20 protein-coding genes are annotated in these 26,849 nt (G+C 60.4%); 6 read left to right on the top strand and 14 right to left on the bottom strand.

Annotated features, from left to right (window positions below; genetic code table 11):
- Positions 1–47: 47 nt before the first annotated feature.
- The 7 genes from TU73_RS01260 to hutC form a co-directional block, all read right to left on the bottom strand.
- Positions 48–872: a quaternary amine ABC transporter ATP-binding protein gene (locus tag TU73_RS01260; protein ID WP_057010624.1), complete on the bottom strand. Its 825-nt coding sequence runs from the start codon at positions 870–872 to the stop codon at positions 48–50.
- A complete protein-coding gene (locus tag TU73_RS01255; protein WP_034108788.1) occupies positions 869–1,720 on the bottom strand; it encodes an ABC transporter permease in 852 nt (283 codons plus the stop codon). The genes TU73_RS01260 and TU73_RS01255 overlap by 4 nt, the downstream gene beginning before the upstream one ends.
- 70 nt (positions 1,721–1,790) lie before the next feature.
- Positions 1,791–2,756 carry an ABC transporter substrate-binding protein gene (locus tag TU73_RS01250; RefSeq protein ID WP_057010623.1) on the bottom strand — a complete coding sequence of 322 codons (966 nt, stop codon included), beginning with the start codon at positions 2,754–2,756 and terminating at the stop codon, positions 1,791–1,793.
- Positions 2,757–2,825: 69 nt separating this feature from the next.
- Complete coding sequence (locus TU73_RS01245; RefSeq protein ID WP_057010622.1) at positions 2,826–4,271, bottom strand: purine-cytosine permease family protein; 1,446 nt, start codon at positions 4,269–4,271, stop codon at positions 2,826–2,828.
- A 128-nt stretch (positions 4,272–4,399) separates the two neighbouring features.
- Complete coding sequence (gene hutU / locus TU73_RS01240; RefSeq protein WP_057010621.1) at positions 4,400–6,070, bottom strand: urocanate hydratase; 1,671 nt, start codon at positions 6,068–6,070, stop codon at positions 4,400–4,402.
- 301 nt (positions 6,071–6,371) lie between these two features.
- Entirely contained in the window at positions 6,372–6,932 is a 561-nt protein-coding gene (locus TU73_RS01235) for a HutD/Ves family protein (protein WP_057010620.1), read from the bottom strand.
- Positions 6,929–7,639, bottom strand: coding sequence for a histidine utilization transcriptional repressor HutC (gene hutC, locus TU73_RS01230; protein ID WP_231984834.1), 711 nt, complete (start codon positions 7,637–7,639; stop codon positions 6,929–6,931). Before hutC ends, TU73_RS01235 begins: the two co-directional genes overlap by 4 nt.
- A gap of 147 nt (positions 7,640–7,786) precedes the next feature.
- Here hutC and TU73_RS01225 point away from each other — a divergent pair, with 147 nt between their 5' ends.
- Complete coding sequence (locus TU73_RS01225) at positions 7,787–9,151, top strand: formimidoylglutamate deiminase (protein ID WP_057010618.1); 1,365 nt, start codon at positions 7,787–7,789, stop codon at positions 9,149–9,151.
- 126 nt (positions 9,152–9,277) lie between these two features.
- Here TU73_RS01225 and TU73_RS01220 read toward each other — a convergent pair whose 3' ends face one another.
- From TU73_RS01220 to TU73_RS01200, 5 genes are all read right to left on the bottom strand, one after another.
- Positions 9,278–9,847: a lipocalin family protein gene (locus TU73_RS01220; protein WP_034117302.1), complete on the bottom strand. Its 570-nt coding sequence runs from the start codon at positions 9,845–9,847 to the stop codon at positions 9,278–9,280.
- A gap of 30 nt (positions 9,848–9,877) precedes the next feature.
- Positions 9,878–10,132 (bottom strand): lipoprotein, encoded by a 255-nt coding sequence (locus tag TU73_RS01215; protein ID WP_043047281.1) that lies wholly within the window; start codon positions 10,130–10,132, stop codon positions 9,878–9,880.
- A 176-nt stretch (positions 10,133–10,308) separates the two neighbouring features.
- Positions 10,309–11,319, bottom strand: a complete 1,011-nt coding sequence (locus tag TU73_RS01210; RefSeq protein WP_034117301.1) for a class 1 fructose-bisphosphatase — start codon at positions 11,317–11,319, stop codon at positions 10,309–10,311.
- 95 nt (positions 11,320–11,414) lie between these two features.
- Complete coding sequence (locus tag TU73_RS01205; RefSeq protein ID WP_057010617.1) at positions 11,415–14,492, bottom strand: DUF2339 domain-containing protein; 3,078 nt, start codon at positions 14,490–14,492, stop codon at positions 11,415–11,417.
- Positions 14,493–14,648: 156 nt separating this feature from the next.
- Positions 14,649–17,099: a glycogen/starch/alpha-glucan phosphorylase gene (locus tag TU73_RS01200; protein WP_057010616.1), complete on the bottom strand. Its 2,451-nt coding sequence runs from the start codon at positions 17,097–17,099 to the stop codon at positions 14,649–14,651.
- A 227-nt stretch (positions 17,100–17,326) separates the two neighbouring features.
- Between TU73_RS01200 and TU73_RS01195 the strand changes: the two genes are divergently transcribed.
- Positions 17,327–17,761, top strand: coding sequence for a YkgJ family cysteine cluster protein (locus TU73_RS01195; RefSeq protein ID WP_003187815.1), 435 nt, complete (start codon positions 17,327–17,329; stop codon positions 17,759–17,761).
- Between the two features lie 194 nt (positions 17,762–17,955).
- Here TU73_RS01195 and typA read toward each other — a convergent pair whose 3' ends face one another.
- Together typA and thiI are read right to left on the bottom strand one after the other, a co-directional pair.
- Positions 17,956–19,776, bottom strand: coding sequence for a translational GTPase TypA (gene typA / locus TU73_RS01190; RefSeq protein WP_057010615.1), 1,821 nt, complete (start codon positions 19,774–19,776; stop codon positions 17,956–17,958).
- Positions 19,777–19,915: 139 nt separating this feature from the next.
- On the bottom strand, positions 19,916–21,370 hold the full coding sequence (gene thiI / locus TU73_RS01185; RefSeq protein ID WP_057010614.1) for a tRNA uracil 4-sulfurtransferase ThiI: 1,455 nt from the start codon (positions 21,368–21,370) through the stop codon (positions 19,916–19,918).
- A 333-nt stretch (positions 21,371–21,703) separates the two neighbouring features.
- Between thiI and glnA the strand changes: the two genes are divergently transcribed.
- From glnA to ntrC, 4 genes are all read left to right on the top strand, one after another.
- Complete coding sequence (glnA, locus tag TU73_RS01180) at positions 21,704–23,110, top strand: glutamate--ammonia ligase (RefSeq protein WP_034117297.1); 1,407 nt, start codon at positions 21,704–21,706, stop codon at positions 23,108–23,110.
- Positions 23,111–23,299: 189 nt separating this feature from the next.
- Positions 23,300–23,836 carry a chorismate mutase gene (locus TU73_RS01175; protein WP_057010613.1) on the top strand — a complete coding sequence of 179 codons (537 nt, stop codon included), beginning with the start codon at positions 23,300–23,302 and terminating at the stop codon, positions 23,834–23,836.
- 363 nt (positions 23,837–24,199) lie between these two features.
- The gene (gene glnL, locus TU73_RS01170; protein ID WP_046070512.1) at positions 24,200–25,285 is read left to right on the top strand and encodes a nitrogen regulation protein NR(II); all 1,086 of its coding nucleotides are present in this window, start codon (positions 24,200–24,202) and stop codon (positions 25,283–25,285) included.
- Positions 25,282–26,718 carry a nitrogen regulation protein NR(I) gene (gene ntrC / locus TU73_RS01165; RefSeq protein ID WP_057010612.1) on the top strand — a complete coding sequence of 479 codons (1,437 nt, stop codon included), beginning with the start codon at positions 25,282–25,284 and terminating at the stop codon, positions 26,716–26,718. Before glnL ends, ntrC begins: the two co-directional genes overlap by 4 nt.
- Positions 26,719–26,849: the final 131 nt, after the last annotated feature.

Raw genomic sequence — 26,849 nt, 5'->3', positions numbered from 1 at the left:
GGGGGCTTGCCCCCGATGGCGCCAGTCGCCTCACCACAGGGTTGGGCTCAGACCACCGCCGCCCGCCGCTGAACAAACCGATCCACATACTCATCCGCCGGCGAATGCAGGATCTCCCGCGGCGTGCCGACCTGGATCAGCTTGCCGTCCTTGAGGATCGCAATGCGGTTGCCGATGCGCACGGCCTCGTCGAGGTCGTGGGTGATAAATACGATGGTCTTGTGCAGGGTCTTTTGCAGCTCGAGCAACTGGTCCTGCATCTCGGCGCGGATCAGTGGATCGAGGGCGCTGAAGGCTTCGTCCATCAGGATGATGTCGGTGTCGGCCGCCAAGGCGCGGGCCAGGCCCACACGCTGGCGCATGCCGCCGGAAAGCTGGTGCGGATATTTGTTTTCATAGCCCTTGAGGCCCACGGTTTCGATCCAGTGCAGGGCACGCTCAGCACACACCTGCTTGGTTTCGCCACGTACTTTCAGGCCGTAGGCAACGTTGTCGAGCACGCTCTTGTGGGGCAACAGGCCGAAGCTCTGGAACACCATGCTGATCTTGTGCCGGCGGAATTGGCGCAGGGCGTCCATGTCCAGTTGCAGGATGTCTTCGCCGTCCACCAGGATCGCGCCGCTGGTGGGGTCGATCAGGCGATTGAAATGACGTACCAGGGTGGATTTACCAGAACCTGACAGGCCCATGATCACGAAGATCTCACCAGTGCCGATGCTCAGGGACAGGTCATTGACGCCGACCACGCAGCCGGTCTCGGCCAGTACCTGGTCCTTGGTCTTGCCTTGGCCGATCATGGCCAGGGCATCCTTGGAACGGGCGCCGAAGATCTTGAAGACGTTCTTTACTTCGATTTTGCTGACGGTAGTCATTTGCTCGCCTCATGCCGTGGACGACCATAGGCCTGGGTAATGCGGTCGATGACCACTGCGAGAATCACGATCGCCAGCCCGGCTTCCAGGCCACGGCCGACGTTGAGGGTCTGGATGCCGACAAGCACGTCTTCGCCCAAGCCACGGGCGCCGATCATCGAGGCGATCACCACCATCGACAGCGCCATCATGGTGGTCTGGTTGATCCCGGCCATGATGCTCGGCAACGCCAGCGGCAGTTGCACGCCGAACAGTTGCTGCCAGCGGTTGGCGCCGAAGGCGTTGATGGCTTCCATGACTTCGCCATCGACCTGGCGAATGCCCAGGTCCGTCAGGCGAATCAGTGGCGGCGCGGCGTAGATCACCGTGGCGAAGATCGCCGGGACCTTGCCCAGGCCGAACAGCATCAGCACCGGGATCAGGTACACGAAGCTCGGCATGGTCTGCATGATGTCCAGCAGTGGCATCAGCACCGAACGCAGGCGATTGCTGCGCGCCGACAGGATGCCCAGGGGAATGCCGATCAGCACCGAGATCACCGTGGCGACCATCATCAGGGCCAGGGTTTGCATCAGCTTGTCCCACAGGCCAACGGCGCCCACCAGGAACAGCAAACCGACGATCACCGCCGTGGTTACCAGTTTGCGCGTGGCGTGCCAGGCAACGCCGCCGACGATGGCCAGCATCAGCCACCAGGGCGCCATGCGCAGCAACCCTTCCAGGTTGACGATGGCCCATAGCAGGGTGTCGGAGATGTGCCGGAACACATCGCCGTAGTTGGTAACCAGCGAGTCCACCCAACCGTTGACCCAGTCGGCGATGGAAAACGTAAAACTCTCAGGAAACATATCGTGCTCTCGATCCAGTGGGTTGTGGCCAGCCGCCCGGCCACCCCGAGGGTAGCCGTGCACACTTGACCTACAAGGCCGCGTCGATTTTCTTGGCTGCGTCGTCGCTCACCCAGGCGTGCCAGACTTCAGGATGTTCCTTGAGGAAAATTTTCGCCAGTTTGGGCGACTCGATGCGCTCCTTGGCCATGCGGCCGAGGTTCTGGTTCAGCAGGTCGATGGGCAGGTTGACCTTTTCCAGTACGGCCACCAGTTCCGGGGCTTGCTCGTGGAAGGTCTTGGACAGGCCGACCTTGATACTCACGCGCTTATCCACGCCGGGTTTTTCTTCCAGCTTGACCAGGTCGACCTGGCCCATCAGCGGCGTCGGCGACCAGTAGTAGAACAGGATCGGCTCGCCGCGCTTGTAGCTCGACAGCACCGCCGCATCCAGCGCCGGGCCGGTGCCCGGGCGGAAGTTGGTGTAGGTGCTTTCCAGGCCGTAGCTCTTGAGCATTTCGCTGTTGTCCAACTCGCAGGTCCAGCCGGCCGGGCAGTTGTAGAAGCGGCCCTTGGAGGGTTCTTCCTGATCCTTGAATACCGAGGCGTACTTGGCCAGGTCGGCGATGTTTTTCAGCTCCGGAGCCTTGGCTTCCAGCTTGCGCTTGGCGTCGCCTTCGATCACATAACGCGGTACGTACCAGCCTTCGACCGCACCCACCACCGGTGCACCGACGCCCACGACCTTGCCGGCCTTCTCGGCCTTGTTCCAGACTTCACTGCGGCCTACCCACTCCTCGGCGAATACCTGGATGTCATTGCTGCCCAGGGCGTTTTCCATGGTGATGGAATTGCCCGGCAGGCTGTCGGTTTTGCAGTCGTAGCCTTTTTCCAGCACGGTTTGCAGGATGTCGGTGAGCAACATGCCGCTTTCCCAGTTCAGGCCGGCGAATTTCACCGGTTTGCCGGATTCGCACCAGCCGGCCGCCTGGACGCCGGCGCTTGCCAGCAAGCCAGCCGAGAACAAGGTAGCCAGCAAGGTCTTATTCATAGTCATTGTTGTGACGCTCCCAATCATGAAATGGATTACGGCAGTCAGTAGGCGTCCTGCCCTGTCCACGTCCCATCAGGCTTGTGCAGCCAGCCCGTTTGTTGTGGGTAAAGCGCCCTGCTCTTTTGGCAGGATCAGATGATCGGGTACCGTGCCGTGCCATTTTTTCGCACACACGTAATACAGGGCCGCCGGCAGTACCAGGCCGATGATCCAGGAAATATCCACGCCACCCAGGGCGGCCACCAAAGGGCCGGTGTAGAACTTGGTGGAGATGAACGGCAACTGCACCAGCACGCCGAAGATATAGACGCTGATACCCAGCAGGTTCCAGCGCCCGTAGCGGCCGTTCGGGTCGGCCAGTGCTGGCACGTCATAGCGCTCGCGGGTAATGCAGTAGTAATCCACCAGGTTGATCGCACTCCAGGGCGTAAAGAACGCCAGCAGGAACAGGATGAACGACTTGAACGCACCGAGGAACGAATGCTGGCCGAGCAACGCGATCAGGGTCGCCGCGCCGACGATGGCCAGCACGAACGCCAGCCGCTGCAGACGCGTGACCTCCAGGCGACCACGGAAACCGCTGACGATGGTCGCAATGCACATGAAGCTGCCATAGGAGTTCAGGGTCGAGATGGTGACCTTGCCGAACGCGATGCTGAAATACAGCAATGCAGCGGTGGCACCCGTGCCGCTCAAGCCCACGATATAGGCCACTTCATGACCGGCGAACTGCCCGTTGGACATCGCCGCGGCAAACACGCCGAGAACCATCGCCACTTGTGCACCGACGACCGAACCTGCGCCAGCGGCGAGAAAGGTTTTCACCGAGGAGGTCTTGCTTGGCAGGTAACGCGAATAATCCGCCACGTAAGGGCCGAATGCGATCTGCCAGGACGCCGCAAGCGACACAGCCAACAGGAAACTGCTCCAGCTGAAATGACGGATTTGCAGGAGCGCGCCAACGTCGGTCTGGCTCATCAACCGACTGAACAGGTAGATAAAGGCAATCACGCCAACGACGCTGGCGACACGGCCGATGAAATGGATCACCCGATAACCCAGCACGGTGACCAGCACGATGACACTGGCGAAGATCAGGATGCCGACACTGTCGCTGACCCCAAACAACTGCCCCAGCGCCTGACCCGACAGCACGGTCCCGGTTGCGGTGAAACCCAGGTACATCAAGCACACCAGCACGATCGGGATGGCCGCGCCATACACGCCGAACTGCACCCGGCTGGAAATCATCTGCGGCAGGCCAAGCTTGGGGCCTTGGGCCGCATGCAAGGCCATGACGCCGCCGCCAATCAGTTGACCGACCAGCAGGCCGATCAACGACCAGAACACATCACCGCCCAGCACCACGGCCAGGGCCCCGGTGACAATCGCGGTGATTTGCAGGTTGGCGCCCATCCACAGGGTGAACTGGCTAAATAGACGACCATGTCTTTCCGCTTCCGGGATGTAGTCGATCGAGCGCCTTTCGATCAACGGGGTGGTGTCATTCGCAGCCATGTTGTTCAACCTCTGATGGATTGTTTTGTATGCATCTTGCTCTTCTGTGGGAGCTGGCTTGCCTGCGATAGCATCACCTCGGTCTTACTGTCAGACCGCGTCGTCTCCCACAGGTATTGCGCCAGCCGTTACTTGATCATTGGGAGGTTCAGGCCCTGTTCTTTAGCGCAGTCGATAGCAATCTGATAACCCGCATCCGCGTGGCGCATCACCCCGGTCGCCGGGTCGTTGTGCAACACGCGGGCAATCCGCTCGGCCGCCTCGTCAGTACCGTCGCAGACGATCACCATGCCCGAATGCTGGGAGAAGCCCATGCCCACACCGCCGCCGTGGTGCAGCGAGACCCAGGTCGCGCCGCTGGCGGTGTTGAGCAAGGCGTTGAGCAGTGGCCAGTCGGACACGGCGTCGGAGCCGTCCTGCATGGCCTCGGTTTCGCGGTTCGGGCTGGCCACAGAGCCGGAGTCCAGGTGGTCACGGCCGATCACCACCGGCGCGGACAGTTCGCCGCTACGTACCATTTCGTTGAAGGCCAGGCCGAGCTTGGCGCGCTGGCCCAGGCCAACCCAGCAGATACGGGCCGGCAGGCCCTGGAAGCTGATGCGTTCGCGAGCCATGTCCAGCCAGTTATGCAGGTGGGCGTCGTCCGGGATCAGTTCTTTGACTTTGGCGTCGGTCTTGTAGATGTCCTGCGGGTCGCCGGACAGTGCAGCCCAACGGAACGGGCCGATGCCACGGCAGAACAGCGGGCGGATATAGGCCGGTACGAAACCCGGGAAATCGAAGGCATTTTCCACGCCTTCTTCCTGGGCCATCTGGCGGATGTTGTTGCCGTAGTCGAAGGTCGGGATGCCTTGCTTCTGGAATTCCAGCATGGCTTTGACATGTACGGCCATCGACTGCTTGGCGGCCTTGATCACGGCGGCCGGCTCGGTCTTGGCACGGGCGCGGTATTCGTCCCAGGTCCAGCCGGCTGGCAGGTAGCCGTTAAGCGGGTCGTGGGCGCTGGTCTGGTCGGTGACCATGTCCGGACGTACACCACGCTTGACCAGTTCCGGCAGGATTTCGGCGGCGTTACCCAGCAGGGCGATGGAGATGGCCTTGCCTTCCTTGGTGTACTTGGCAATGCGTGCCAGGGCGTCGTCGAGGTCGGTAGCTTGCTCGTCGACATAACGGCTGCTCAGGCGGAAATCGATGCTGACCTGCTGGCATTCGATGTTCAGCGAGCAGGCCCCAGCCAGGGTTGCCGCCAACGGCTGGGCCCCGCCCATGCCGCCGAGACCGGCGGTGAGCACCCAGCGACCGGTCAAATCGCTGTTGTAATGCTGGCGGCCAGCTTCGACGAAGGTTTCGTAGGTGCCCTGAACGATGCCCTGGCTACCGATGTAGATCCAGCTGCCGGCGGTCATCTGGCCGTACATGGCCAAGCCCTTGGCATCCAGTTCGTTGAAGTGTTCCCAGCTGGCCCAGTGCGGCACCAGGTTGGAGTTGGCGATCAGCACACGGGGTGCATTGCTATGGGTCTTGAACACGCCGACCGGTTTGCCCGATTGCACCAGCAGGGTTTCGTCGTCGTTCAGATTGGTGAGGCTTTCGACTATCTGGTCGTAGCATTCCCAATTGCGCGCCGCACGGCCAATACCGCCGTACACCACCAGTTCTTTCGGGTTCTCGGCCACTTGTGGGTCGAGGTTGTTCATCAGCATGCGCAGCGGCGCTTCAGTCAGCCAGCTTTTGGCGGTGAGCTTGTTACCGCGGGCGGCGCGGATTTCGACGTCACGGTATTTTGTAGACTTGGTCACTGCTAGGACTCCTCGGCGATCGATGCGCGAACATGGATGGTGCGAAGGAGAGTCTTACGCACACATCTTTACTTGTATGTACAAGCATATGCAATCGAGCGGCCAACTTTTGAAACGAGCCTTGCAGATTTTTTTCGAAGGTGCGCGCAAGCCTTGATAATCAAGGCTTGGAGGTTTAATGAAATTTCTTACGGAGGCGTTTTACAGCAAAGAGGATTTGTCACGACAGCGCGGCTTTGCGTCACGCTGGGGCATTCGGTAACAAATTGGTGCGCGGTCTTGGGGATAGCTCCCACAGTTTTTAATCGCGTGCGGTCAGTTCGATGATGCAGCAGCGGCCAGTGACAGAGATATCCAGCAGCCCAGTGTTACCGTCCACTTGCAGGCAATCATAGTGGCCGAGCTTCTCGCCCAATACCTTCACTTCATCCGCCACGCTGAACACCAGCACCGTCTGCGCCGTGCTGAAGAACCGCTGTACCCCATCCACCCACTGCAAACGCGCGTGATAACGCTCAGGCGAATAGATCAGGTTGAAATCGCGGATTGGCCCGGTAATCAGGCGGCACGTCACTTGGCTGTCTCCCTCGAACGCGAACGGCTGCAACGGTAACAAACCGCGCTGTTCCTCGCCGTCCACGGTCAGCACCATGCCCGCGCCCTTGATCACCGTAATCACGCGCTGGTACCCGGCGAACGTGGAGAATTCGCCCGATTCGGCAATATCGGCAATCGACAGGCGCCAGCCAAATCCATCCAGGCCAGTGCCCGCATCACGGGTGATCTCTTCGGTACTGCCGCCGCCGTTTTTCCACGGCATGCGCACATAGTCGGCAGCGCGCCAGATCTTGACTTCACTCATTTGCTGAACCTCCCTTCCAGGCTGTGACGGGAACCGGGGTGGATCAAGCGCGCAGCGGTTACCGGCTGGCGACCGGACCAGGTACGACGACGAATCAACAGGCACGGTTCGCTTGGCTCGATCTGCAACAGCTTGCACTCGGCTGCGTCGGCAAGGATCGCCTCAACCACGTGCTCGCCCTCGGTCAACGGTGCCACCTGGTTCAAGTAGGCGTAGGGAGTCTGCTGGGTGAAATCCTGTTGCAGGTATTGCGGCGCGACCAGGGCGTTGACGAAACGGTCTTCGATTTGCACGGGGATATCGTTCTCGTAATGCACGATCAACGAGTGGAACACCCGCCCGCCTTCGCGCATTTCCAGGGCCACGGCACGCTCGGAACCGGCGGCTTCTTCGCCCAGGGTGATGACCTGGCACGTGTGCCGATGCCCGCGGGAAGCAATCTCATCGGCAATGTTGTGCACTTCAAACAGCGCTGACTGGCTCTTCGGCTCGGCGACGAACGTGCCGACCCCCTGCATGCGCACCAACATCCCTTCGGCGGTCAGTTCGCGCAGGGCGCGGTTGATGGTCATGCGGCTGAAACCCAACTGGCTGACCAGCTCGCTCTCCGAGGGCACACGGTAATGGGGCGGCCAATTGCCGTTGAGGATCTGCTGGCTGATCATCTGTTTGACGCGGGCATACAAGGGCGCCGGACTTTCGTCCATGTGGGCAGCCAGCGAAGACTTGGCGGGCGGAGTCGGCACAGGGAATCCTTGCAGGAAGAAAAGATGCATAGATTGCCGGAGTTTACCGAGCAGGCAAACGTCTGTATATGTATATACAAATAAACACACGACCGGGGTGCCTTGACCATGTCCGCTTTCTTTGCCGAACGCGCGCTGCTGCCTGATGGATGGGCCAACAATGTACGTCTTGAAGTCAGCGCCGATGGCCTGCTGACCCAGGTTGAGCCCAATGCCAGTGCAGACGCTGCCGAACGGCTCAGGGGCCCGGTATTGGCGGGCATGCCGAACCTGCATTCCCATGCGTTCCAGCGCGCCATGGCGGGCCTGGCCGAGGTGGCCGGCAACCCCAATGACAGCTTCTGGACCTGGCGCGACCTGATGTACCGCATGGTCGGCAAGATCAACCCCGAGCAATTGCAGGTCATCGCCCGCCAGCTGTATATCGAAATGCTCAAGGCCGGCTACACCTCGGTGGCCGAGTTTCATTACGTGCACCACGATGTCAGCGGCCAACCGTACGCCGACCGTACCGAGCTGTCGCGCCAGATCAGCCTGGCGGCCGCCAGCAGCGGGATCGGCCTGACGTTGGTGCCGGTGCTCTATACCCACGCCGGCTTCGGCGGCCAGGCGCCGAATGAAGGCCAGCGCCGTTTTATCAACAGCACCGAAAACTACCTGGACCTGCAAGCACGCTTGCAGCCGATCCTGGCGGCACAACCCGCGCAGCAACTGGGCCTGTGTTTCCACTCTCTGCGCGCCGTCACCCCCCAGCAAATCCACGACGTCCTGGCCGCCAGTGACAAGACTTGCCCGGTGCATATCCATATCGCGGAGCAGCAAAAAGAAGTCGACGACTGCCTGGCCTGGAGCGGCAAGCGCCCGCTGCAGTGGCTGTATGACAATGTTGAAGTGGATGAACGCTGGTGTCTGGTACACGCCACCCATGCCGACCCCGATGAAGTGACACGCATGGCCAAGAGTCGAGCGATTGCCGGTTTGTGCCTGACCACCGAGGCGAACCTGGGCGATGGGATTTTTCCGGCGGTGGATTTCCTCGCCCAGGGTGGACGCATGGGTATCGGGTCCGACAGCCATGTATCACTGAGCGTGGTGGAAGAACTCCGTTGGTTGGAATACGGCCAGCGCCTGCGCGATCAACGGCGTAATCGCCTGTATCGCAGTGATCAGCCGATGGTTGGGCGCACGCTGTTCGATGCTGCGCTGGACGGTGGCGCACAGGCGCTGGGCCAGCCGATTGGTCGCTTGGAAGTGGGTAAGCGTGCGGATTGGATCGTGCTGGACGGTAACGATCCGTACCTGGCCACAGCTACCGAGGACGCAATTCTCAACCGCTGGTTGTTCGCCGGAGGTGATCGGCAGGTGCGCGATGTACTGGTCAATGGCAAGTGGGTGGTGCGGGACGGGCGGCATGCCGGTGAAGAGGAAAGCAGCCGGGCATTCACCCAGGTCCTGAAGGACTTGCTGGACTAACGGCCAACCCATAACAAATGTGGGAGCTGGCTTGCCTGCGATACAGACACCTCGGTGCATCAGTTACACCGGGTTGATGCTATCGCAGGCAAGCCAGCTCCCACATTTGATTGGGGGTGCTGCGAATTACTGGGACGTCTTCGCCATCTGCTTGTCCGACGTACGCCAGATCAACCGCGTGGTGTCATACCCCTGCTGGCGCGCCCTGCTGAGCAAGTCTTCGCGGGTATCTGCGCTCACCGTCGGCGTGCGCGACAGGATCCACATATAGCGCCGGCTCGGGCTGCCGACGATGGCGGTCTTGTAGTCATCGCTCACATACAGCACCCAATAATCGCCCTTGGCGACGCCCGGCAGCAGCGACGTGAACCAGTTATTGAATTCGACCCAAAGCTTGTCGGTCTTGCCGGGCACTTGCGGTGTGGCCGTGCCTTTGGCTTCCTGCCACTTCCACTCAGGTGTCAGGCAGCGGTTGAACACCGACATGTCCCCATCCGGCAGCAAGGTATAGCGCGCTTCGGATTGCGCGCAGTTGCGCTGGAAGTACATGGGCAATCGGGCCAACTCATACCAGGTGCCCTGATACCGCTTGAGGTTGACGTTGCTTGCCGTCTTGGGTTGCAGATCATCGCCAGAATGGCTGGCACAGCCCGCCAAAAACAGGCTGGCGCAAAGGAACAAAACAAAACGCATCATTCTTCTTCTCCCGCAGGCTCGCGCCCCGGTTTACTTCAGGCCTTGCCCGGAAAACATCAGAACTTTGTCACCGGCGTACTGCACGCTGATAAAGCTGTTTTTATCGCCCCAGGTGCAGCTGGACATGCCCAGTGCGCCGGAACAATCGGTCGGCTTGCCCAGCAACGACTCTACCTCGGCCTTGGCCATGCCGGCCGACAATTTCTGGTAGTTTTCTTGAGTGACCTTGCTGCAAGCGGCTAACAGCACGCAAAAAGCCAGCAGGGCGAGACGGCGTAAAGACATGGAAAAGCTCCTGGAGAGACAAAGCAGCTGGGGTATCTGCCAGAAGCTTAGAAGGGAAAAGAGGTGTCTGGTTCCCGACGAGCGAAAACAAAAAAGCCCCGCAAACGCTGAAACGTTTCGGGGCTTCTTCAAGGGTGAACGGCCTCACAACACGGCGGATAATTTATCGCCGTGTATTACTTCTTGTGGTAGCCGGTCACTCGCTCAACTTCTTCCTTCGAACCCAGGAACACCGCCACACGCTGGTGCAGGCCTTCAGGCTGGATATCGAGGATACGCTGGTGGCCATCGGTGGATGCACCGCCCGCCTGCTCGACCAGGAACGACATCGGGTTGGCTTCGTACATCAAACGCAGTTTGCCCGGCTTGGACGGCTCGCGGCTGTCGCGTGGGTACATGAACAAGCCGCCACGGGTCAGGATGCGGTGCACATCAGCCACCATCGCAGCGACCCAGCGCATGTTGAAGTTCTTTTTCAACGGGCCTTCTTCGCCTTCCATCAGCTCGTTGACGTAACGTTTCACCGGCTCTTCCCAGTGACGCTGGTTGGACATGTTGATCGCGAATTCCTGGGTAGAGGCAGGAATCGAAATGTCTTCGTGGGTCAGCACAAAGCTGCCCATCTCGCGGTCGAGGGTGAAGCCCTTGACGCCGTCACCCAGGGTCAGCACCAGCATGGTCTGCGGGCCGTAGATCGCATAGCCGGCAGCCACCTGTTCAGTGCCTGGCTGCAGAAAGGCCTTTTCGTTCAGGGCTTCGTTCTGGCTCAGGTATTCGCTTGGGCAACGCAGTACCGAGAAGATGGTGCCGACCGGTGCGTTGATGTCGATGTTGGACGAGCCGTCCAGTGGGTCGAATACCAGCAGGTAGGCGCCTTTCGGGTATTTGCCCGGGATCTGGTAGGCATTGTCCATTTCTTCGGACGCCATGCCGGCCAGGTGACCGCCCCATTCGTTGGCTTCGAGCAGGATCTCGTTGGAAATTACATCGAGTTTCTTCTGCACTTCGCCCTGCACGTTCTCAGTGCCCATGCTGCCCAGCACGCCACCGAGGGCGCCTTTGGATACGGCGTGGCTGATTTCCTTGCAAGCACGCGCCACCACTTCGATAAGGAAGCGCAGATCAGCAGGCGTGTTGTTGCTGCGGGTCTGCTCGATCAAATAGCGACTCAGGGTAACGCGGGACATGGACGGCTCCGGAGAATGGGGGGCTGAAAACCCGCGCAGTTTAGCGCGAGTCGAGGTGTATTTCCTCTAATCAGAGGATTTAACTCCAATAGAGTTCACGGCTTGCCCGCAGGCTCGGCCCGCTTGGGCGGCAGCGGTGCGAAATACCCCACCACCAGCAGCAGCCCACCCACGCCGATGAACGACACGATCCGCGCCAGGCCGCCGCGGTTACTCAACTCGACAAAGAACAGCTTGGCCACCACCACCGCAATCAGCACCGCACCGACCAGCCATACTTCGCGACGATGGCGCAGGTGACCGCCGATCATCAGGCCGAGGGCGATCAGGGTCCAGACAATCGACAACCCTGCCTGGACCCGCATCGACTCCAGCAGCGCGTCCAAATGGAACGGCACACCACTCCAATGGTGCGCGGTGCGCATCACCAGCGCGGTAAAGAAAGCAAACAACGAGGCACCCACCACCGCCTGGGCGATCAATGTCACTTGCAGCCCACGTTGCGGCGCCACGCTGCGCGACCACAGGTATACCCCGAGCAACGCAAACAGCAGGCCCAGGTCCAGCGGGCTGATCAGCGGCACGTAGGGCAACGGCTTGGCGCTGCCGTCGCTGAACATATTCGCCAGCCAGAACCACGCCAGCATTAATACGGCCAGGGGCAGCGCGGCCAGCACGCGGTACTCACGCGGATAGGCCGACACCGGCCACGGCCAGGCACGTGGTGGTGCCGCGAGCCCCAGATACAGACTTGGCAGAATCGCCCAACCCAGCCAGCGCCAGGCGCTGTATTCGCTCGACAGCAGCATCAGACCGTAGCGCAACTCCAGCGTCAGCACGCCGATCAACATCCAGCAGCCGAGCACATGGGCAACACTCAGCGCTTGCTGCGGCACCAGCAACGCCAGACGGCGCAGCGAAACGAAGTGCAGCGCGAAAACCGCAACCCATGCCAACCCGGCGAGGTTGGCGGCCGGATGGTGGTACTCGTCCCATGTGCCAAGCAGCACCATACCGGCAACCGGCATCAGCAGGGTGCACACCACCCCGAGCGCCGCCCAACGCAGGCGCAGCGCCAGCCAGCACCACAGCCCCGTGCTCAGCGCCGCTGCCGCGTATAACCAGGTCGCGCGCCAATCCGTCTGGGCTGAGCGCCACACTTCGCCGAGCACCGCCAGCCCCCACCACCCCACACCCCAGGCCAGCAGCAGTTTGGAGCTGCGGGTCGATTGCTGATGCCGCAAACACCAGGCGCTGGTCATTGCGGCCAGGGCAATGATCATCGGTGTGTAGAAATGACTGACGGGGTCGAGCGCAAAGCTGATGCCGCTGAGCAGTTGCACGGCCACGGCACAACGCACCCAAGCCTGCGAGCCGAGCCGCTGGCCTGCCCACGCCGTTACCAGACCGGCGAGCGACCAGCCGATGACGCTGCCCTGGGTCGACCACAGCAACGGCGCCAGCAAATACACACACCCCAGACCGAGCACCGCAAGCCACGGCGCGCCTTTACGTTCCCAGGCGCGGGCGTGCTCAGGCGCGGCTTTGTGGACCTGATAGAACGTGAACAGCAACGCTGCGCCTAGCAACAGCGCACTCAGTGCAGGCCCCTCCAGCAGCGTGTCTGTGCCTGGGCGCAACTCGCTGAAAAACGCCAGTGCCGAGCCCAACTGCAGCAACAAGGCAAACGCCCGGGCCAATAGCCGCTGTTGGCGCAAGCCGAGCCAGAAGATTCCGGCGCCCTCCACTGCCCAGGCCGCCGTGGTCCAACGCGCATCGAGCCCCAGGGGAATCGCCAGGCTGGCGAAAATCACCCCAAGGGCCAGGCAGGTTTGCGCCAGCAACAAGGCACGCCCGCCGCTCAGCCAGCGTGCCAGGGCCATGTAGAGAATGCCCAGCGCCAAGGCACTGAACGCTGCGGCAAATTCCAGGTGTTGTACCAATGCGAACTGCAACCCAAAGCCCACCAACGGCGGCCCGAACAACAGGCTGCCGTCGACATAATCGCCCTTGGCCGCCGACCAGCGCAGCCATGCGCCACGGCTTTCGTCCTCAGTTGCATCACCCAACTCCTGCAACTTGCGCCGGGCAAATAACAAGCCGACGGCCAGGTACATCAGGAAAAATACAATCAGGAACGGCTCAGTGCTCCAGAGCATATCCGGCGTATAGGCACGCACACCCCAGGCGAAGCCGATACCGAAGGTGCCGACAAAGCCGATCAGGTTGAGCGGGCGCCAAGCCTTGAACCAGGCGATGGCAAGGATGCCGGCATTGAGCAGGGCGAAGTAGCTGAACAACGTCACATGGCTGCCGGCGCCGGTAGACGCCAGGAGCGGCGCAGCAAAACCGCCCAGCGCGGCCGCGCAGGCCAGGCCCAACGCATCTTGAGTGAGCGCCAGAACCGCGGAAAAAACGGTGACGACCACCAACAGGCCAAACGCCGTGCCCGGGTCGATCAACGGGTGCAAGCGCATCGCGGCGAATACCGTCAGGTACAGCACCGCGATACCGGCGCCTTGCAGCATCAGGCCGTAACTGCTGTTACGTCGCCGCAACCACCAGCCCAGGCCCAGCAGGCCGATGGCAGCCGCCGCTACCCCGGCGTACCGCAGCTCGATCGGCACCACCATGCCTTCCGTGGCATAGCGCAGCAGGAACGCCAGGCCAAGGAACAACAGCACCAAACCGACACGCAGCACGGTATTGCCGCCGAACAGCCAATTGCGTGCAGCGGTGATGGCGCGTTCGATCAGGTTGGGGCTGCGCAGTGGTTCGGGGGCGTGTGGCGCGGCGGCGGGCGCCCAGGCGTCATCCGGTAGCGGCCGGCTCGGCTCGGCAATCATGGCCACAGGCGTCAATTCAACAGGCAGCTCCCAAACCAGTTCGGACGGTTTGGCGACAGGTGCCGGCTCAGGCACAGGGGGGACGGCTGCAACGTTGCTGGTCGGCGTGGGTACTTCCAGCTGCCGCAGGCGCTCGCCCAAGGCTATCAGCGCCTTCTGCGTGGTTTCCAACTGACTGGCCTGCTGCTGCGCCTGGGCGGACAACTGCGACAGGCGAAGCGCCTGGCCGATGCCCAACCCAAACAATGCACCGATACCCGCATCGCTGAACGACTCATCGAGCGCCCAGCCGAGTACCAGGCCAATCAGCATGAAAATCCATTGCATGGTCGATATTCCCTGAGCGAACCGGAGGCCAGTATATCGACGCAGGAGCAATGTGGGAGGGGGCTTGCCCCCGATAGCGGTGGATCAGCTGATACATCCAATGCTGATACTCCGTCATCGGGGGCAAGCCCCCTCCCACATTTTGTGTTGCGGTGTTTAGTCCAGGGCTTTCCAGATCTCGGTGGCGTATTCACGGATGGTACGGTCCGAGGAGAACCAGCCCATCCTTGCCGTATTCAGCACCGCCGAGCGCCACCATTCCTTGGAATCATGCCAATGCGCCTCGACCCGTGCCTGGGCATCCCAGTAGGAATCGAAGTCGGCGCACACCAGGAAGCGGTCGTAGTCGATCAGCCCATCGATCAGGCCGACATAACGCCCCGGATCATCCGGCGAGAACACCCCGCCGCGGATCGCTTGCAGCACGTCGCTCAAACGGTGGGACACGGCGATATCCGGCCCGGCGCTGAATTCACCGGCGTGCTTGCGCGCTTCCACCTGCTGGGCACTGAGGCCGAAGATAAACATGTGCTCGGCACCGACACGCTCGTGCATCTCCACGTTGGCGCCGTCCATGGTGCCAATGGTCAGCGCACCGTTGAGGCCGAACTTCATGTTGCTGGTGCCAGACGCTTCGAAACCAGCGGTGGAGATCTGCTCCGACAAGTCCGCCGCCGGGATGATGCTTTCCGCCAGGCTGACGTTGTAGTTGGGCAGGAACACCACCTTGAGCAAACCCCGTACGGTCGGGTCGTTGTTGACGGTGCGGGCGATGTCGTTGGTCAGCTTGATGATCAGCTTGGCCTGGTGGTAACTGGCCGCAGCCTTGCCGGCGAAGATTTTCACCCTTGGCACCCAGTCGACCTCGGGTTCGGCACGAATCGCCTGGTACAGGGCCACGGTGTGCAGCAGGTTGAGCAGTTGGCGCTTGTATTCGTGGATGCGCTTGACCTGCACATCGAACATCGCCGCCGGGTTGACCGCGATGCCCAGGCGCTCATGGATGATCTCGGCCAGTGCACGCTTGCTGTGCAAGCGCTGTTCGGCGAAGGATTTGCGGAAGGTCTGTTTCTCGGCGAAGGTTTCCAACTCCGTCAGGCGGGTTTCCATGCTATCGAGAATGTCAGGGCCCAGGGCCTGCACCAGCATCTCGGTCAACTTGGGGTTGGCCTGGTAGAGCCAGCGGCGGAAGGTGATGCCGTTGGTCTTGTTGTTGATCCGTTCGGGGTAAAGCTTGTGCAGTTCGGAGAACACCGTGCTGCGCATCAGCTGGGTATGCAAGCCGGACACGCCGTTGACGCTATGGGAGCCGAGGAACGCCAGGTTGCCCATGCGCACGCGGCGGCCGTTGTCTTCTTCGATCAGCGACACGGCGCGCAGTACGTCGAAGTCGTGGATGCCCTTGGCGCGCAGCGAGTCGATGTGCTGGGCGTTGATCAGGTAGATGATCTGCATGTGCCGGGGCAGCATGCGCTCCATCAAACCTACCGGCCAGGTTTCCAGCGCTTCGGGTAGCAAGGTGTGGTTGGTGTAGGAAAGCGTTTCGACGGTGACGTCCCATGCGGCTTCCCACGGAATGTCATGCAGGTCGACCAGCTGGCGCATCAACTCGGCCACGGCGATGGACGGGTGGGTATCGTTGAGCTGGATGGCGGCGTGTTCGCCCAGGCTCAGCACCGAACCGTGCATGTTCTTGTGGCGGCGCAGCAGATCCTGCAGTGAAGCGGAGACGAAAAAATATTCCTGGCGCAGGCGCAATTCCTGCCCGGCTTCGGTGCTGTCGGCCGGGTACAGCACGCGGGAGATGCTTTCGGCGCGGGCCACTTCGGCGACGGCGCCCAAGTGGTCACCGGCATTGAAGCGCTCCAGATGCAAGTCTTCTACGGCCCGTGCACGCCACAGGCGCAGGGTGTTGACGCTGGCGCCGCGCCAGCCGACTACCGGCGTGTCATACGCTACTGCGCGGACGGTCTCGTTGGGCGACCACACCTGGATCATCTTGCCGGAGGCGTCCGCAATAGTTTCGACACTGCCGCCAAAGCCGATCGGGTAAATCACCTCGGCGCGTTCAAATTCCCAAGGGTTGCCAAAATCCAACCAGCGTTCGGTCTGCTCCTGCTGCCAGCCATCGACAATGGCCTGGCGGAACAGACCGTGCTCATAACGGATGCCATAACCGTGGCCGGCAATGCCCAGGGTCGACATGCTTTCCATGAAGCAGGCGGCCAGGCGCCCCAGGCCACCGTTGCCCAACGCCGCGTCGGGCTCCAGCAGGCGAATGCGTTCCAGGTCGACGCCCAGTTCGGACAAGGCTTCGCGGGCGATTTCCAGCACGCCAAGGTTGCTCAGGCTGTCGTAGAGCAAGCGGCCGATGAGGAATTCCAGGGAAAGGTAGTAAACGCGCTTCTGGCCTTTGCGATAAATACGCCGCGTATGGTCCATCCAGTGATCGACCATCTGGTCGCGAGCGGCCAGGGCAATGGCTTCGAACCAGTCATGGTCGAAGGCGTGATCGGGGTCCTTGCCCACCGCGTAGGTGAGTTTGGTCAAGACAGCATCGCGGAATGCGGCTACCTCTGCTTCTCGTGCAAGTGGTTCCTGAGACATCAGTTGCGACCTCGGGCGAGATAGAAGGAGTTGCTAGAGCCTAGACGCTCTGACACACGGCGCCGGCTCTGGTTCGTCAGTTTTTTAACTCATTCACTGTTAAAGGGATTAGATGCAGGGGTCGTGCCCGAACGCCACCGAAGATGAAAAACCTGAAAATATTGTTCAAAAAATCATCAATCCCGGTATGATCGCGCGCCCGGACACCGCCCCACCTTGGAACCCTGATGAAGCCTCAACTGATCGCCGCCGCGGAACTCGACCGTCTCGAAACGTGGCAGAAATATTCCGCCCACATGTGCGGCGGCTGCGTATCCAGCTGCTGCACCCTGCCGGTGGAGGTGAAGATCAAGGACCTGATCCGCATTGGCATCGTCGATGAGTTCGAGCGCGGCGACCCGCCGAAGAACATCGCCAAGCGCTTGCAGAAGGAAGGCATCGTCGAGCGCTACAACAACAAATCCGAGATTTTTACCCTGCAGCGCATGAGCAACAACGACTGCCTGTACCTGGATCGTAAGACGCGCTTCTGCACTATTTATGACAAGCGCCCGGATACTTGCCGCAACCACCCGAAAATCGGGCCGCGGCCGGGGTATTGCGCGTATAAGCCGAAAGAAGTGGTGCGCGAGACTAACTTCAAGACCCTCGATAAGTTCTGATCCAGGGTTTGTGGGGTTCTCAAGGGCCCTATCGGGGGCAAGCCCCCTCCCACATTTCGAATGTGTTCACAGAACAAAATGTGGGAGGGGGCTTGCCCCCGATGAGGCCGGTACAGTCAGCACAAAACCAGCAGGCATAAAAAAACGCCCCCGGCCTTTCGACCGGGGGCGTTTTTCATTCAGCCTGAGTTAACTCAGTTCTTGGCTTTCTTGGCTGCGCGGGTACGCTCGCCTTCGTCCAGGATCTTCTTACGCAGGCGGATCGACTTAGGCGTGACTTCGCACAGCTCGTCGTCCTGGATGAATTCCAGGGCCTGTTCCAGGGTGAAGCGAACAGGTGGAACCAGAGCGATGGTTTCGTCTTTGCCCGAAGCACGCATGTTGTCGAGCTTCTTGCCTTTGGTTGGGTTGACGCCCATGTCGTTGTCACGGCTGTTCAGACCAACGATCTGGCCGTTGTAGATCTCTTGACCGTGTTCAACGAACAGCTTGCCACGCGCCTGGAGGGTTTCCAGGGAGTAGGTCAGCGCCTTGCCGGTTTCTACCGATACCAGTACACCGTTCTGACGGCCGGACATGTCGCCGGACTTCATGGTGTCGTAGCGATCGAAGATCGAGGTCAGGATGCCAGCACCGTTGGTCAGGGTCAGGAACTGGTTACGGAAGCCGATCAGACCACGCGCAGGGATGTTGTATTCCAGACGCACACGGCCTTTGCCATCCGGCACCATGTTGGTCAGGTCGCCCTTACGCAGGCCCATCTCTTCCATGACCTTGCCCTGGGATTCTTCAGGGGTGTCGATGGTGACGTTTTCGAACGGTTCCTGCTTCACGCCGTCAACAGTACGGATGATCACTTCCGGACGACCAACACCCATTTCGAAGCCTTCGCGACGCATGGTTTCGATCAGTACCGAGAGGTGCAGCTCACCACGGCCGGAGACCTTGAACTTGTCAGCCGAGTCGCCTTCTTCAACGCGCAGTGCAACGTTGTACAGCAGCTCTTTGTCCAGACGCTCCTTGATGTTACGGGAGGTCACGAACTTGCCTTCTTTACCGCAGAACGGCGAGTCGTTTACCTGGAAAGTCATGGAAACGGTTGGCTCGTCAACGGTCAGAGGCTTCATCGCCTCGACGTTGTCCGGCTGGCACAGGGTGTCGGAGATGAACAGCGAGTCCATACCGCTCACGCACACGATGTCGCCGGCGAAAGCCTCTTCAACGTCGATACGGTGCAGGCCGTGGTGACCCATCAGCTTCAGGATGCGGCCGTTACGCTTCTTGCCGTCGGCACCGATAGCGACAACCGGGGTGTTCGGCTTGACGCTGCCACGAGCGATACGGCCAACGCCGATAACACCCAGGAAGCTGTTGTAGTCCAGTGCCGAGATTTGCATCTGGAACGGGCCTTCACGGTCAACCTTCGGAGGTGGAACGTGGTCAACGATCGCCTGGTACAGCGGGGTCATGTCTTCAGCCATGGCGGTGTGTTCCAGACCGGCAATGCCGTTCAGGGCCGAGGCGTAGATAACCTGGAAATCGAGCTGTTCTTCGGTGGCGCCGAGGTTGTCGAACAGGTCGAAGATCTGGTCCAGAACCCAGTCCGGACGCGCGCCTGGACGGTCAACCTTGTTGATGCACACGATCGGACGCAGGCCGGCTTCGAAAGCCTTCTTGGTCACGAAACGGGTTTGCGGCATAGGGCCGTCTTGAGCGTCAACCAGCAGCAGAACGGAGTCAACCATCGACATTACGCGTTCTACTTCGCCGCCGAAGTCGGCGTGGCCCGGGGTATCCACGATGTTGATGTGGTAGCCGTTCCAGTTGATAGCGGTGTTTTTTGCCAGGATGGTAATACCGCGCTCTTTTTCCTGGTCGTTGGAGTCCATCACGCGCTCGTCGTTGAGCTCGTTGCGCTCCAGGGTGCCGGATTGACGCAGGAGTTTGTCTACCAGGGTGGTTTTACCATGGTCAACGTGAGCAATGATGGCGATGTTACGTAGATTTTCGATCACTTGTGTATCTCGATCAGAGGATTCGGTGTGCTGACAGGTCGTGGCAGCGATTAACAGTAGAGTCAGGCCTTGCCGTTACAGCTTGACGGCAGAGTCGGGGGGCCGGTGACGCAGGCCACAGGCAAACAGCCCCGGGCTCTTAGCTCGGTCGATAAACGCGCACATTGGCATGCCCCTCACTGAGCAAATGGTGGGCATGCAGGCGACTCATCACGCCTTTGTCGCAATACAGCAGGTACTGACGGCTGTTATCCAGTTCCTTGAAACGCGCGTTCAGTGCGTAGAACGGCAGCGTTTGCACGTCGATGCCAGTAATTTCCAGCGGCTCGTCTTCAGCGGCATCCGGGTGACGGATGTCGATGACGATCTGGCCGGCCAGGGCCTCACTGACTTCTTCGATTTGCACATCCTGGCCCAACTCGTCGATAACGCGATCGATTGGCACCAGCTTGGCGTTCTCGAGCGCACGCTCCAGAATCGCCATGTCGAATTCTTTCTCTTCATGCTCCACGCGATGCCGCTTGGCGTGGGTCTTGGGGTTCACCGAGATGACCCCGCAGTACTCAGGCATGTGCTTGGCAAAGTCGGCAGTGCCGATCTGCTCTGCCAGGTCGATGATGTCCTGCTTGTGGCTGGCGATCAGCGGGCGCAACACCAGCTTCTCGGTAACACAGTCGATGATCGACAGGTTCGGCAGCGTCTGGCTGGACACCTGGGAAATCGCTTCGCCGGTCACCAGCGCGTCGATCTGCAGTTGATCGGCAATTCGCGAGGCAGCGCGCAACATCATACGCTTCAATACCACGCCCATATGACTGTTATCGACTTTGCCGAGAATTTCCCCTAGCACTTCCTCGAACGGCACGCTCACAAATAGCACACGCTGGGAGCTGCCGTACTTCTTCCAGATGTAGTGCGCGACTTCCATCACGCCCAATTCATGTGCACGCCCGCCCAGGTTGAAGAAGCAGAAGTGGCTCATCAGGCCGCGGCGCATGATCTGGTAGGCCGCCACCGTGGAATCGAAACCGCCGGACATCAAGACCAGGGTCTGTTCCAGGGCGCCCAGCGGGTAGCCGCCGATGCTGTTGTGCTGGCTGTGGATCACAAACAACCGTTGGTCGCGAATTTCCATGCGCACTTCAATTTGCGGCGCCTTGAGGGAAATTCCAGCGGCGCCGCACTCGCGACGCAGCTTGCTGCCGACGTATTTCTCGACGTCCATTGAGCTGAACGGGTGCTTGCCGGCACGCTTGCAGCGCACCGAAAAAACCTTGCCTTCCAGCGAGCTGCCGTAGTGCTGCTTGCACTTGTCGGTGATGTCGTCGAAGTCGCCCAGCGGGTACTCATCCACCTGCAGGAAATGCGCGATGCCCGGCATGCAGCTCAGGCGCTCGGTCATGTCCTTCAAGGCTTTGGCGTCGGTAACACGGGTTTCCAGCTCGAGATTGTCCCACACGCCGTTCACCACCACAGCCGGGTCCAAGTCACGGAGCACGGCACGGATGTTCTTGGCCAATTGACGGATGAAACGCGTCCGTACCGGTCGGCTCTTGATGGTGATCTCGGGGAAGACTTTAACGATTAATTTCATGGAAACAGCGCGCGCCGGGCCTGCTGAAAAAGGGGGGCGCGGATTATAGCGGAAATCGCTCAAGGTTTAACCAGTTAATATGCACCGCTTGTGCAATGCACCAAAACAGGTCATTTGCACAAATAAACGCTACATTGCAGTGCGCTATTTATCGCGTTTTTAAAGATTGCACCGTTATAGGGGCCATTTTGAGGCAAAACGGCCATGTTGGCGCACTGGCATGCAATTTGCTCTCTTGTGAGGCAGGTTGCCATGGCGGAGTATCCGCGCCGGCATCACCCACATTCTAAGGGCTAACTCCACTACCCAGCCCGAAGCCACCCGGAGGACACCATGTCGAAGTCGGTTCAACTCATCAAAGATCATGACGTTAAATGGATTGATCTGCGCTTCACGGACACCAAAGGCACTCAGCACCACGTGACCATGCCGGCTCGCGACGCGCTGGATGACGCTTTCTTCGAAGAAGGCAAAATGTTCGACGGCTCCTCCATTGCTGGCTGGAAAGGCATCGAAGCTTCCGACATGATCCTGATGCCGGACGACAGCACTGCCGTGCTCGACCCGTTCACCGAAGACCCAACCCTGATCATCGTCTGCGACGTGATCGAGCCTTCGACCATGCAAGGCTACGACCGCGACCCACGTGCGATCGCCAAGCGTGCCGAGGAATACCTGAAGTCCACCGGTATCGGTGACACCGTATTCGTTGGTCCTGAGCCAGAGTTCTTCATCTTTGATTCGGTCAAGTTCAAGTCCGATATCTCCGGTTCCATGTTCAAGATCTTCTCCGAGCAAGGTTCGTGGATGTCCGACCAAGACATCGAAGGCGGTAACAAGGGCCACCGCCCAGGTATCAAGGGTGGCTACTTCCCGGTTCCGCCGTTCGACCACGACCATGAAATCCGTACCTCCATGTGCAACGCCATGGAAGAAATGGGCCTGGTCATCGAAGTTCACCACCACGAAGTGGCCACTGCCGGCCAGAACGAAATCGGTGTGAAATTCAACACCCTGGTAGCCAAGGCTGACGAAGTACAAACCCTGAAGTACTGCGTACACAACGTGGCTGATGCCTACGGCCGTACCGCGACCTTCATGCCTAAGCCGCTGTATGGCGATAACGGTTCGGGTATGCACGTTCACCTGTCCATCGCCAAAGAAGGCAAGAACACCTTCGCTGGCGAAGGCTATGCCGGCCTGTCCGACACCGCCCTGTACTTCATCGGCGGTATCATCAAGCACGGTAAGGCCCTGAACGGCTTCACCAACCCGTCGACCAACTCCTACAAGCGTCTGGTGCCAGGCTTCGAAGCGCCGGTGATGCTGGCCTACTCGGCTCGCAACCGTTCCGCCTCGATCCGTATTCCTTACGTGTCCAGCCCCCGCGCTCGCCGTATCGAAGCCCGTTTCCCGGATCCAGCGGCCAACCCATACCTGGCCTTCGCTGCGCTGGTCATGGCCGGCCTGGACGGTATCCAGAACAAGATCCACCCAGGCGATGCCGCCGACAAGAACTTGTACGACCTGCCGCCTGAAGAGGCCAAAGAGATCCCACAAGTGTGCGGCAGCCTGAAAGAAGCCCTGGAAGAGCTGGATAAGGGCCGTGCATTCCTGACCAAGGGCGGCGTCTTCAGCGACGACTTCATCGATGCCTACATCGAGCTCAAAAGCGAAGAAGAAATCAAGGTTCGCACCTTCGTGCACCCACTGGAATACGAGCTGTACTACAGCTGCTGATCCGGTAGCGCTGCTTAAGGTAGCGTGATGAAAAAGACCTCCTTCGGGAGGTCTTTTTTTTGCCTGGGCGTTACGCTACGCAATCAACGTGTGGGAGCTGGCTTGCCTGCGATAGCGCACTACCGGCCAGTTGCTGTATCACTGACACATTGCCATCGCGGGCAAGCCCGCTCCCACAGGAGATCATTTTTGAGACATCGACTTGTATTTGCCCTGTTGTTCATCAGTGCCAGTGCGAGCGCTTCGCCGCCCACGCTTGAGCCGTTGCTCAACAGCATCGCCGAACGCCTGGAGATTGCCGACCAGGTAGCACTGAGCAAGTGGGACAGCCACAAACCCGTGGAGGACAAGAAGCGCGAACAAGAGGTGATCGCCAGCGTTACTGCCCAGGCTCCCAGCTACAAGCTGGACCCGGCCGCTGCCGAGCAGTTTTTCGCCGCACAGATCGAAGCCAATAAACTGGTGCAGTACACCCACCTGTCCGATTGGCAGTTTCAGGGCAAGGCCCCCGACGACCCACGCCCGGACCTGGTCCAGCAGATCCGCCCGCGATTGGACGAGCTGCAAAAAAGGCTGCTGCAGCAGCTGGCCGACTTCACGCCCCTGCGCACTGACCCCAAATGCCCCCAATGGCTGGCCGAGGCCGTGCACGAACCGCTGAATGATCCGCTGCGCCAACTGGCGATGATCCGCGCCACCGCCGAGCTTTGCATCTACAAAGGCTAAAAGGACTGCAAATCCAATTAAAAATGTGGGAGCTGGCTTGCCTGCGATAACGGTGCTGAATGCACCACAGCTATCGCAGGCAAGCCAGCTCCCACACTGACTGCGATTCGCCTTTAATCTTCAGTTGCTGAACAGCCTTCACAAAATCGCACTATATTGGTGCGATAGGTTGCACCCTTCCCACCGGCACAGCCCATTTTGGTTCGAATCTTCCCGATAAAGCTGGCAGAACGCCACAGTTTCGCACTTAAAACGCCTATTTCAGGGCTTTAACGCTTCTTTTCGGAGCCTTGGTTTGGTTTTTGCATTTTCCTTGTATCAGCGTGTGCCTCAAGCCCGCGCCTTGCTCCAAAAGAGGTCCCGATGACCATCAGCGATGCACTGCACCGTTTGTTACTCGACAACCTGACCACCGCGACCATCCTGCTCAATGCCGACCTGCGCCTTGAGTACATGAACCCGGCGGCCGAGATGCTCCTGGCCATCAGCGGCCAGCGCAGCCATGGGCAGTTCATCAGCGAGTTGTTCACCGAGTCGGCCGAGGCCTTGAGCTCGTTGCGCCAGGCGGTGGAGCAGGCGCACCCGTTCACCAAACGCGAAGCAATGCTCACTGCTCTCACCGGCCAGACCCTGACCGTTGATTACGCCGTGACCCCGATCCTGAGCAACGGCGCCACCCTGCTGTTGCTCGAAGTGCATCCTCGCGACCGATTGCTGCGCATCACCAAGGAAGAGGCGCAACTGTCCAAGCAGGAAACCAGCAAGATGCTGGTACGCGGCCTGGCCCATGAGATCAAGAACCCCCTGGGCGGCATTCGCGGCGCTGCGCAGTTGCTGGCCCGCGAGCTGCCGGAGGAGCACCTCAAGGACTACACCAACGTCATCATCGAGGAGGCCGACCGCCTGCGTAACCTGGTGGACCGCATGCTCGGCTCCAACAAGTTGCCGTCCCTGGCGTTGACCAACGTGCACGAGGTGCTGGAGCGCGTGTGCCAGCTGGTCGAAGCCGAGAGCCAAGGTTGCATCACCCTGGTACGCGACTACGACCCAAGCATTCCCGACGTATTGATCGACCGCGAGCAGATGATCCAGGCGGTGCTCAATATCGTGCGCAACGCCATGCAGGCCATCAGCAGCCAGAACGAGCTGCGCCTGGGCCGCATCAGCCTGCGCACCCGCGCCCTGCGCCAGTTCACCATCGGCCACGTGCGCCATCGCCTGGTGACCAAGGTAGAGATCATCGACAACGGCCCGGGCATCCCGGCCGAATTGCAGGAAACCATCTTCTTTCCCATGGTCAGCGGCCGCCCGGACGGTACCGGGCTGGGCCTGGCCATTACCCAGAACATCATCAGCCAGCACCAGGGCCTGATCGAATGTGAAAGCCATCCTGGCCACACCACATTCTCGATCTTCCTGCCATTGGAACAAGGAGCCCCCACGACATGAGCCGTAGTGAAACTGTCTGGATCGTCGATGACGACCGTTCTATCCGCTGGGTCCTGGAGAAAGCCTTGCAACAGGAAGGCATGACCACCCAGAGCTTCGACAGCGCCGACGGCGTGATGAGCCGCCTGGCGCGCCAGCAGCCGGACGTGATCATCTCCGACATCCGCATGCCCGGCGCCAGTGGCCTGGACTTGCTCGCACGCATCCGCGAGCAGCACCCGCGCCTGCCAGTGATCATCATGACTGCGCACTCGGACCTGGACAGCGCTGTCGCGTCCTATCAGGGCGGCGCCTTTGAGTACCTGCCCAAGCCATTTGACGTGGATGAGGCGGTGGCGCTGGTCAAGCGTGCCAACCAACACGCCCAGGAACAACAAAACCAGGAAGCCCCGCCCGCCCTGACCCGCACCCCGGAAATCATCGGTGAAGCGCCAGCGATGCAGGAAGTGTTTCGCGCGATCGGGCGCTTGAGCCACTCCAACATCACTGTGCTGATCAATGGCGAGTCAGGTACTGGTAAAGAGCTGGTGGCCCACGCCCTGCATCGCCACAGCCCACGGGCGGCCTCGCCGTTTATCGCGCTGAACATGGCGGCGATTCCGAAGGACTTGATGGAATCAGAGCTGTTCGGTCATGAGAAAGGCGCGTTCACCGGCGCCGCCAACCTGCGGCGCGGGCGTTTTGAACAGGCCGACGGCGGTACGCTGTTCCTCGATGAAATCGGTGATATGCCAGCCGATACCCAAACCCGCTTGCTGCGGGTACTGGCGGACGGTGAGTTCTATCGCGTCGGCGGGCATACGCCGGTCAAGGTCGATGTGCGCATCATTGCGGCCACTCACCAGAACCTGGAAACCCTGGTACACGCCGGCAAATTCCGTGAGGACTTGTTCCATCGCCTCAATGTGATCCGCATCCATATCCCACGCATGTCGGACCGCCGCGAAGACATTCCTACCCTCGCCCGCCACTTCCTCAGCCGCGCCGCCCTGGAGCTGGCCGTAGAGCCGAAGCTGCTCAAAAGCGAGACCGAGGAATACCTCAAGAACCTGCCGTGGCCCGGCAATGTGCGCCAGCTGGAAAACACCTGCCGCTGGATCACCGTGATGGCGTCCGGGCGCGAAGTGCATATCAGCGACCTGCCGCCTGAGCTGCTGAGCCTGCCGCAGGATTCGGCCCCGGTGACCAACTGGGAACAGGCCTTGCGCCAATGGGCCGACCAGGCCCTGGCCCGCGGCCAGTCGAACCTGCTGGACAGCGCCGTGCCGGCGTTCGAGCGGATCATGATCGAGACTGCCCTCAAGCACACCGCCGGCCGTCGTCGCGATGCCGCCGTATTGCTGGGTTGGGGGCGCAATACCCTGACGCGCAAGATCAAGGAATTGGGGATGAAGGTGGATGGTGGGGATGATGATGAGGGTGATGAAAGCTGAACCCCAGGACCGCTGACAGTCTAGTGTGGGAGCCGGGCTTGCCCGCGATGGCGGTGTGTCAGTCACCCGGTATAGGGCTGACATGCCGTCATCGCAGGCAAGCCAGCTCCCACATTTGTTTTGTGCAATGC

The sequence above is a fragment of the Pseudomonas libanensis genome (genome assembly GCF_001439685.1).
GTDB lineage: Bacteria > Pseudomonadota > Gammaproteobacteria > Pseudomonadales > Pseudomonadaceae > Aquipseudomonas > Aquipseudomonas libanensis.
Note: the sequence above shows the minus strand (reverse complement) of the source record. Positions and strands in the feature narration are given on the sequence as shown.

What these genes read in the sequence shown, in the direction of transcription:
- TU73_RS01260 (WP_057010624.1), bottom strand. Translation starts at nt 872, where the DNA reads ATGACTACCGTCAGCAAAATCGAAGTAAAGAACGTCTTCAAGATCTTC.
- TU73_RS01255 (WP_034108788.1), bottom strand. Translation starts at nt 1,720, where the DNA reads ATGTTTCCTGAGAGTTTTACGTTTTCCATCGCCGACTGGGTCAACGGT.
- TU73_RS01250 (WP_057010623.1), bottom strand. Translation starts at nt 2,756, where the DNA reads ATGACTATGAATAAGACCTTGCTGGCTACCTTGTTCTCGGCTGGCTTG.
- TU73_RS01245 (WP_057010622.1), bottom strand. Translation starts at nt 4,271, where the DNA reads ATGGCTGCGAATGACACCACCCCGTTGATCGAAAGGCGCTCGATCGAC.
- TU73_RS01235 (WP_057010620.1), bottom strand. Translation starts at nt 6,932, where the DNA reads ATGAGTGAAGTCAAGATCTGGCGCGCTGCCGACTATGTGCGCATGCCG.
- hutC (WP_231984834.1), bottom strand. Translation starts at nt 7,639, where the DNA reads ATGGACGAAAGTCCGGCGCCCTTGTATGCCCGCGTCAAACAGATGATC.
- TU73_RS01225 (WP_057010618.1), top strand. Translation starts at nt 7,787, where the DNA reads ATGTCCGCTTTCTTTGCCGAACGCGCGCTGCTGCCTGATGGATGGGCC.
- TU73_RS01220 (WP_034117302.1), bottom strand. Translation starts at nt 9,847, where the DNA reads ATGATGCGTTTTGTTTTGTTCCTTTGCGCCAGCCTGTTTTTGGCGGGC.
- TU73_RS01215 (WP_043047281.1), bottom strand. Translation starts at nt 10,132, where the DNA reads ATGTCTTTACGCCGTCTCGCCCTGCTGGCTTTTTGCGTGCTGTTAGCC.
- TU73_RS01210 (WP_034117301.1), bottom strand. Translation starts at nt 11,319, where the DNA reads ATGTCCCGCGTTACCCTGAGTCGCTATTTGATCGAGCAGACCCGCAGC.
- TU73_RS01205 (WP_057010617.1), bottom strand. Translation starts at nt 14,492, where the DNA reads ATGCAATGGATTTTCATGCTGATTGGCCTGGTACTCGGCTGGGCGCTC.
- TU73_RS01200 (WP_057010616.1), bottom strand. Translation starts at nt 17,099, where the DNA reads ATGTCTCAGGAACCACTTGCACGAGAAGCAGAGGTAGCCGCATTCCGC.
- TU73_RS01195 (WP_003187815.1), top strand. Translation starts at nt 17,327, where the DNA reads ATGAAGCCTCAACTGATCGCCGCCGCGGAACTCGACCGTCTCGAAACG.
- thiI (WP_057010614.1), bottom strand. Translation starts at nt 21,370, where the DNA reads ATGAAATTAATCGTTAAAGTCTTCCCCGAGATCACCATCAAGAGCCGA.
- glnA (WP_034117297.1), top strand. Translation starts at nt 21,704, where the DNA reads ATGTCGAAGTCGGTTCAACTCATCAAAGATCATGACGTTAAATGGATT.
- glnL (WP_046070512.1), top strand. Translation starts at nt 24,200, where the DNA reads ATGACCATCAGCGATGCACTGCACCGTTTGTTACTCGACAACCTGACC.
- ntrC (WP_057010612.1), top strand. Translation starts at nt 25,282, where the DNA reads ATGAGCCGTAGTGAAACTGTCTGGATCGTCGATGACGACCGTTCTATC.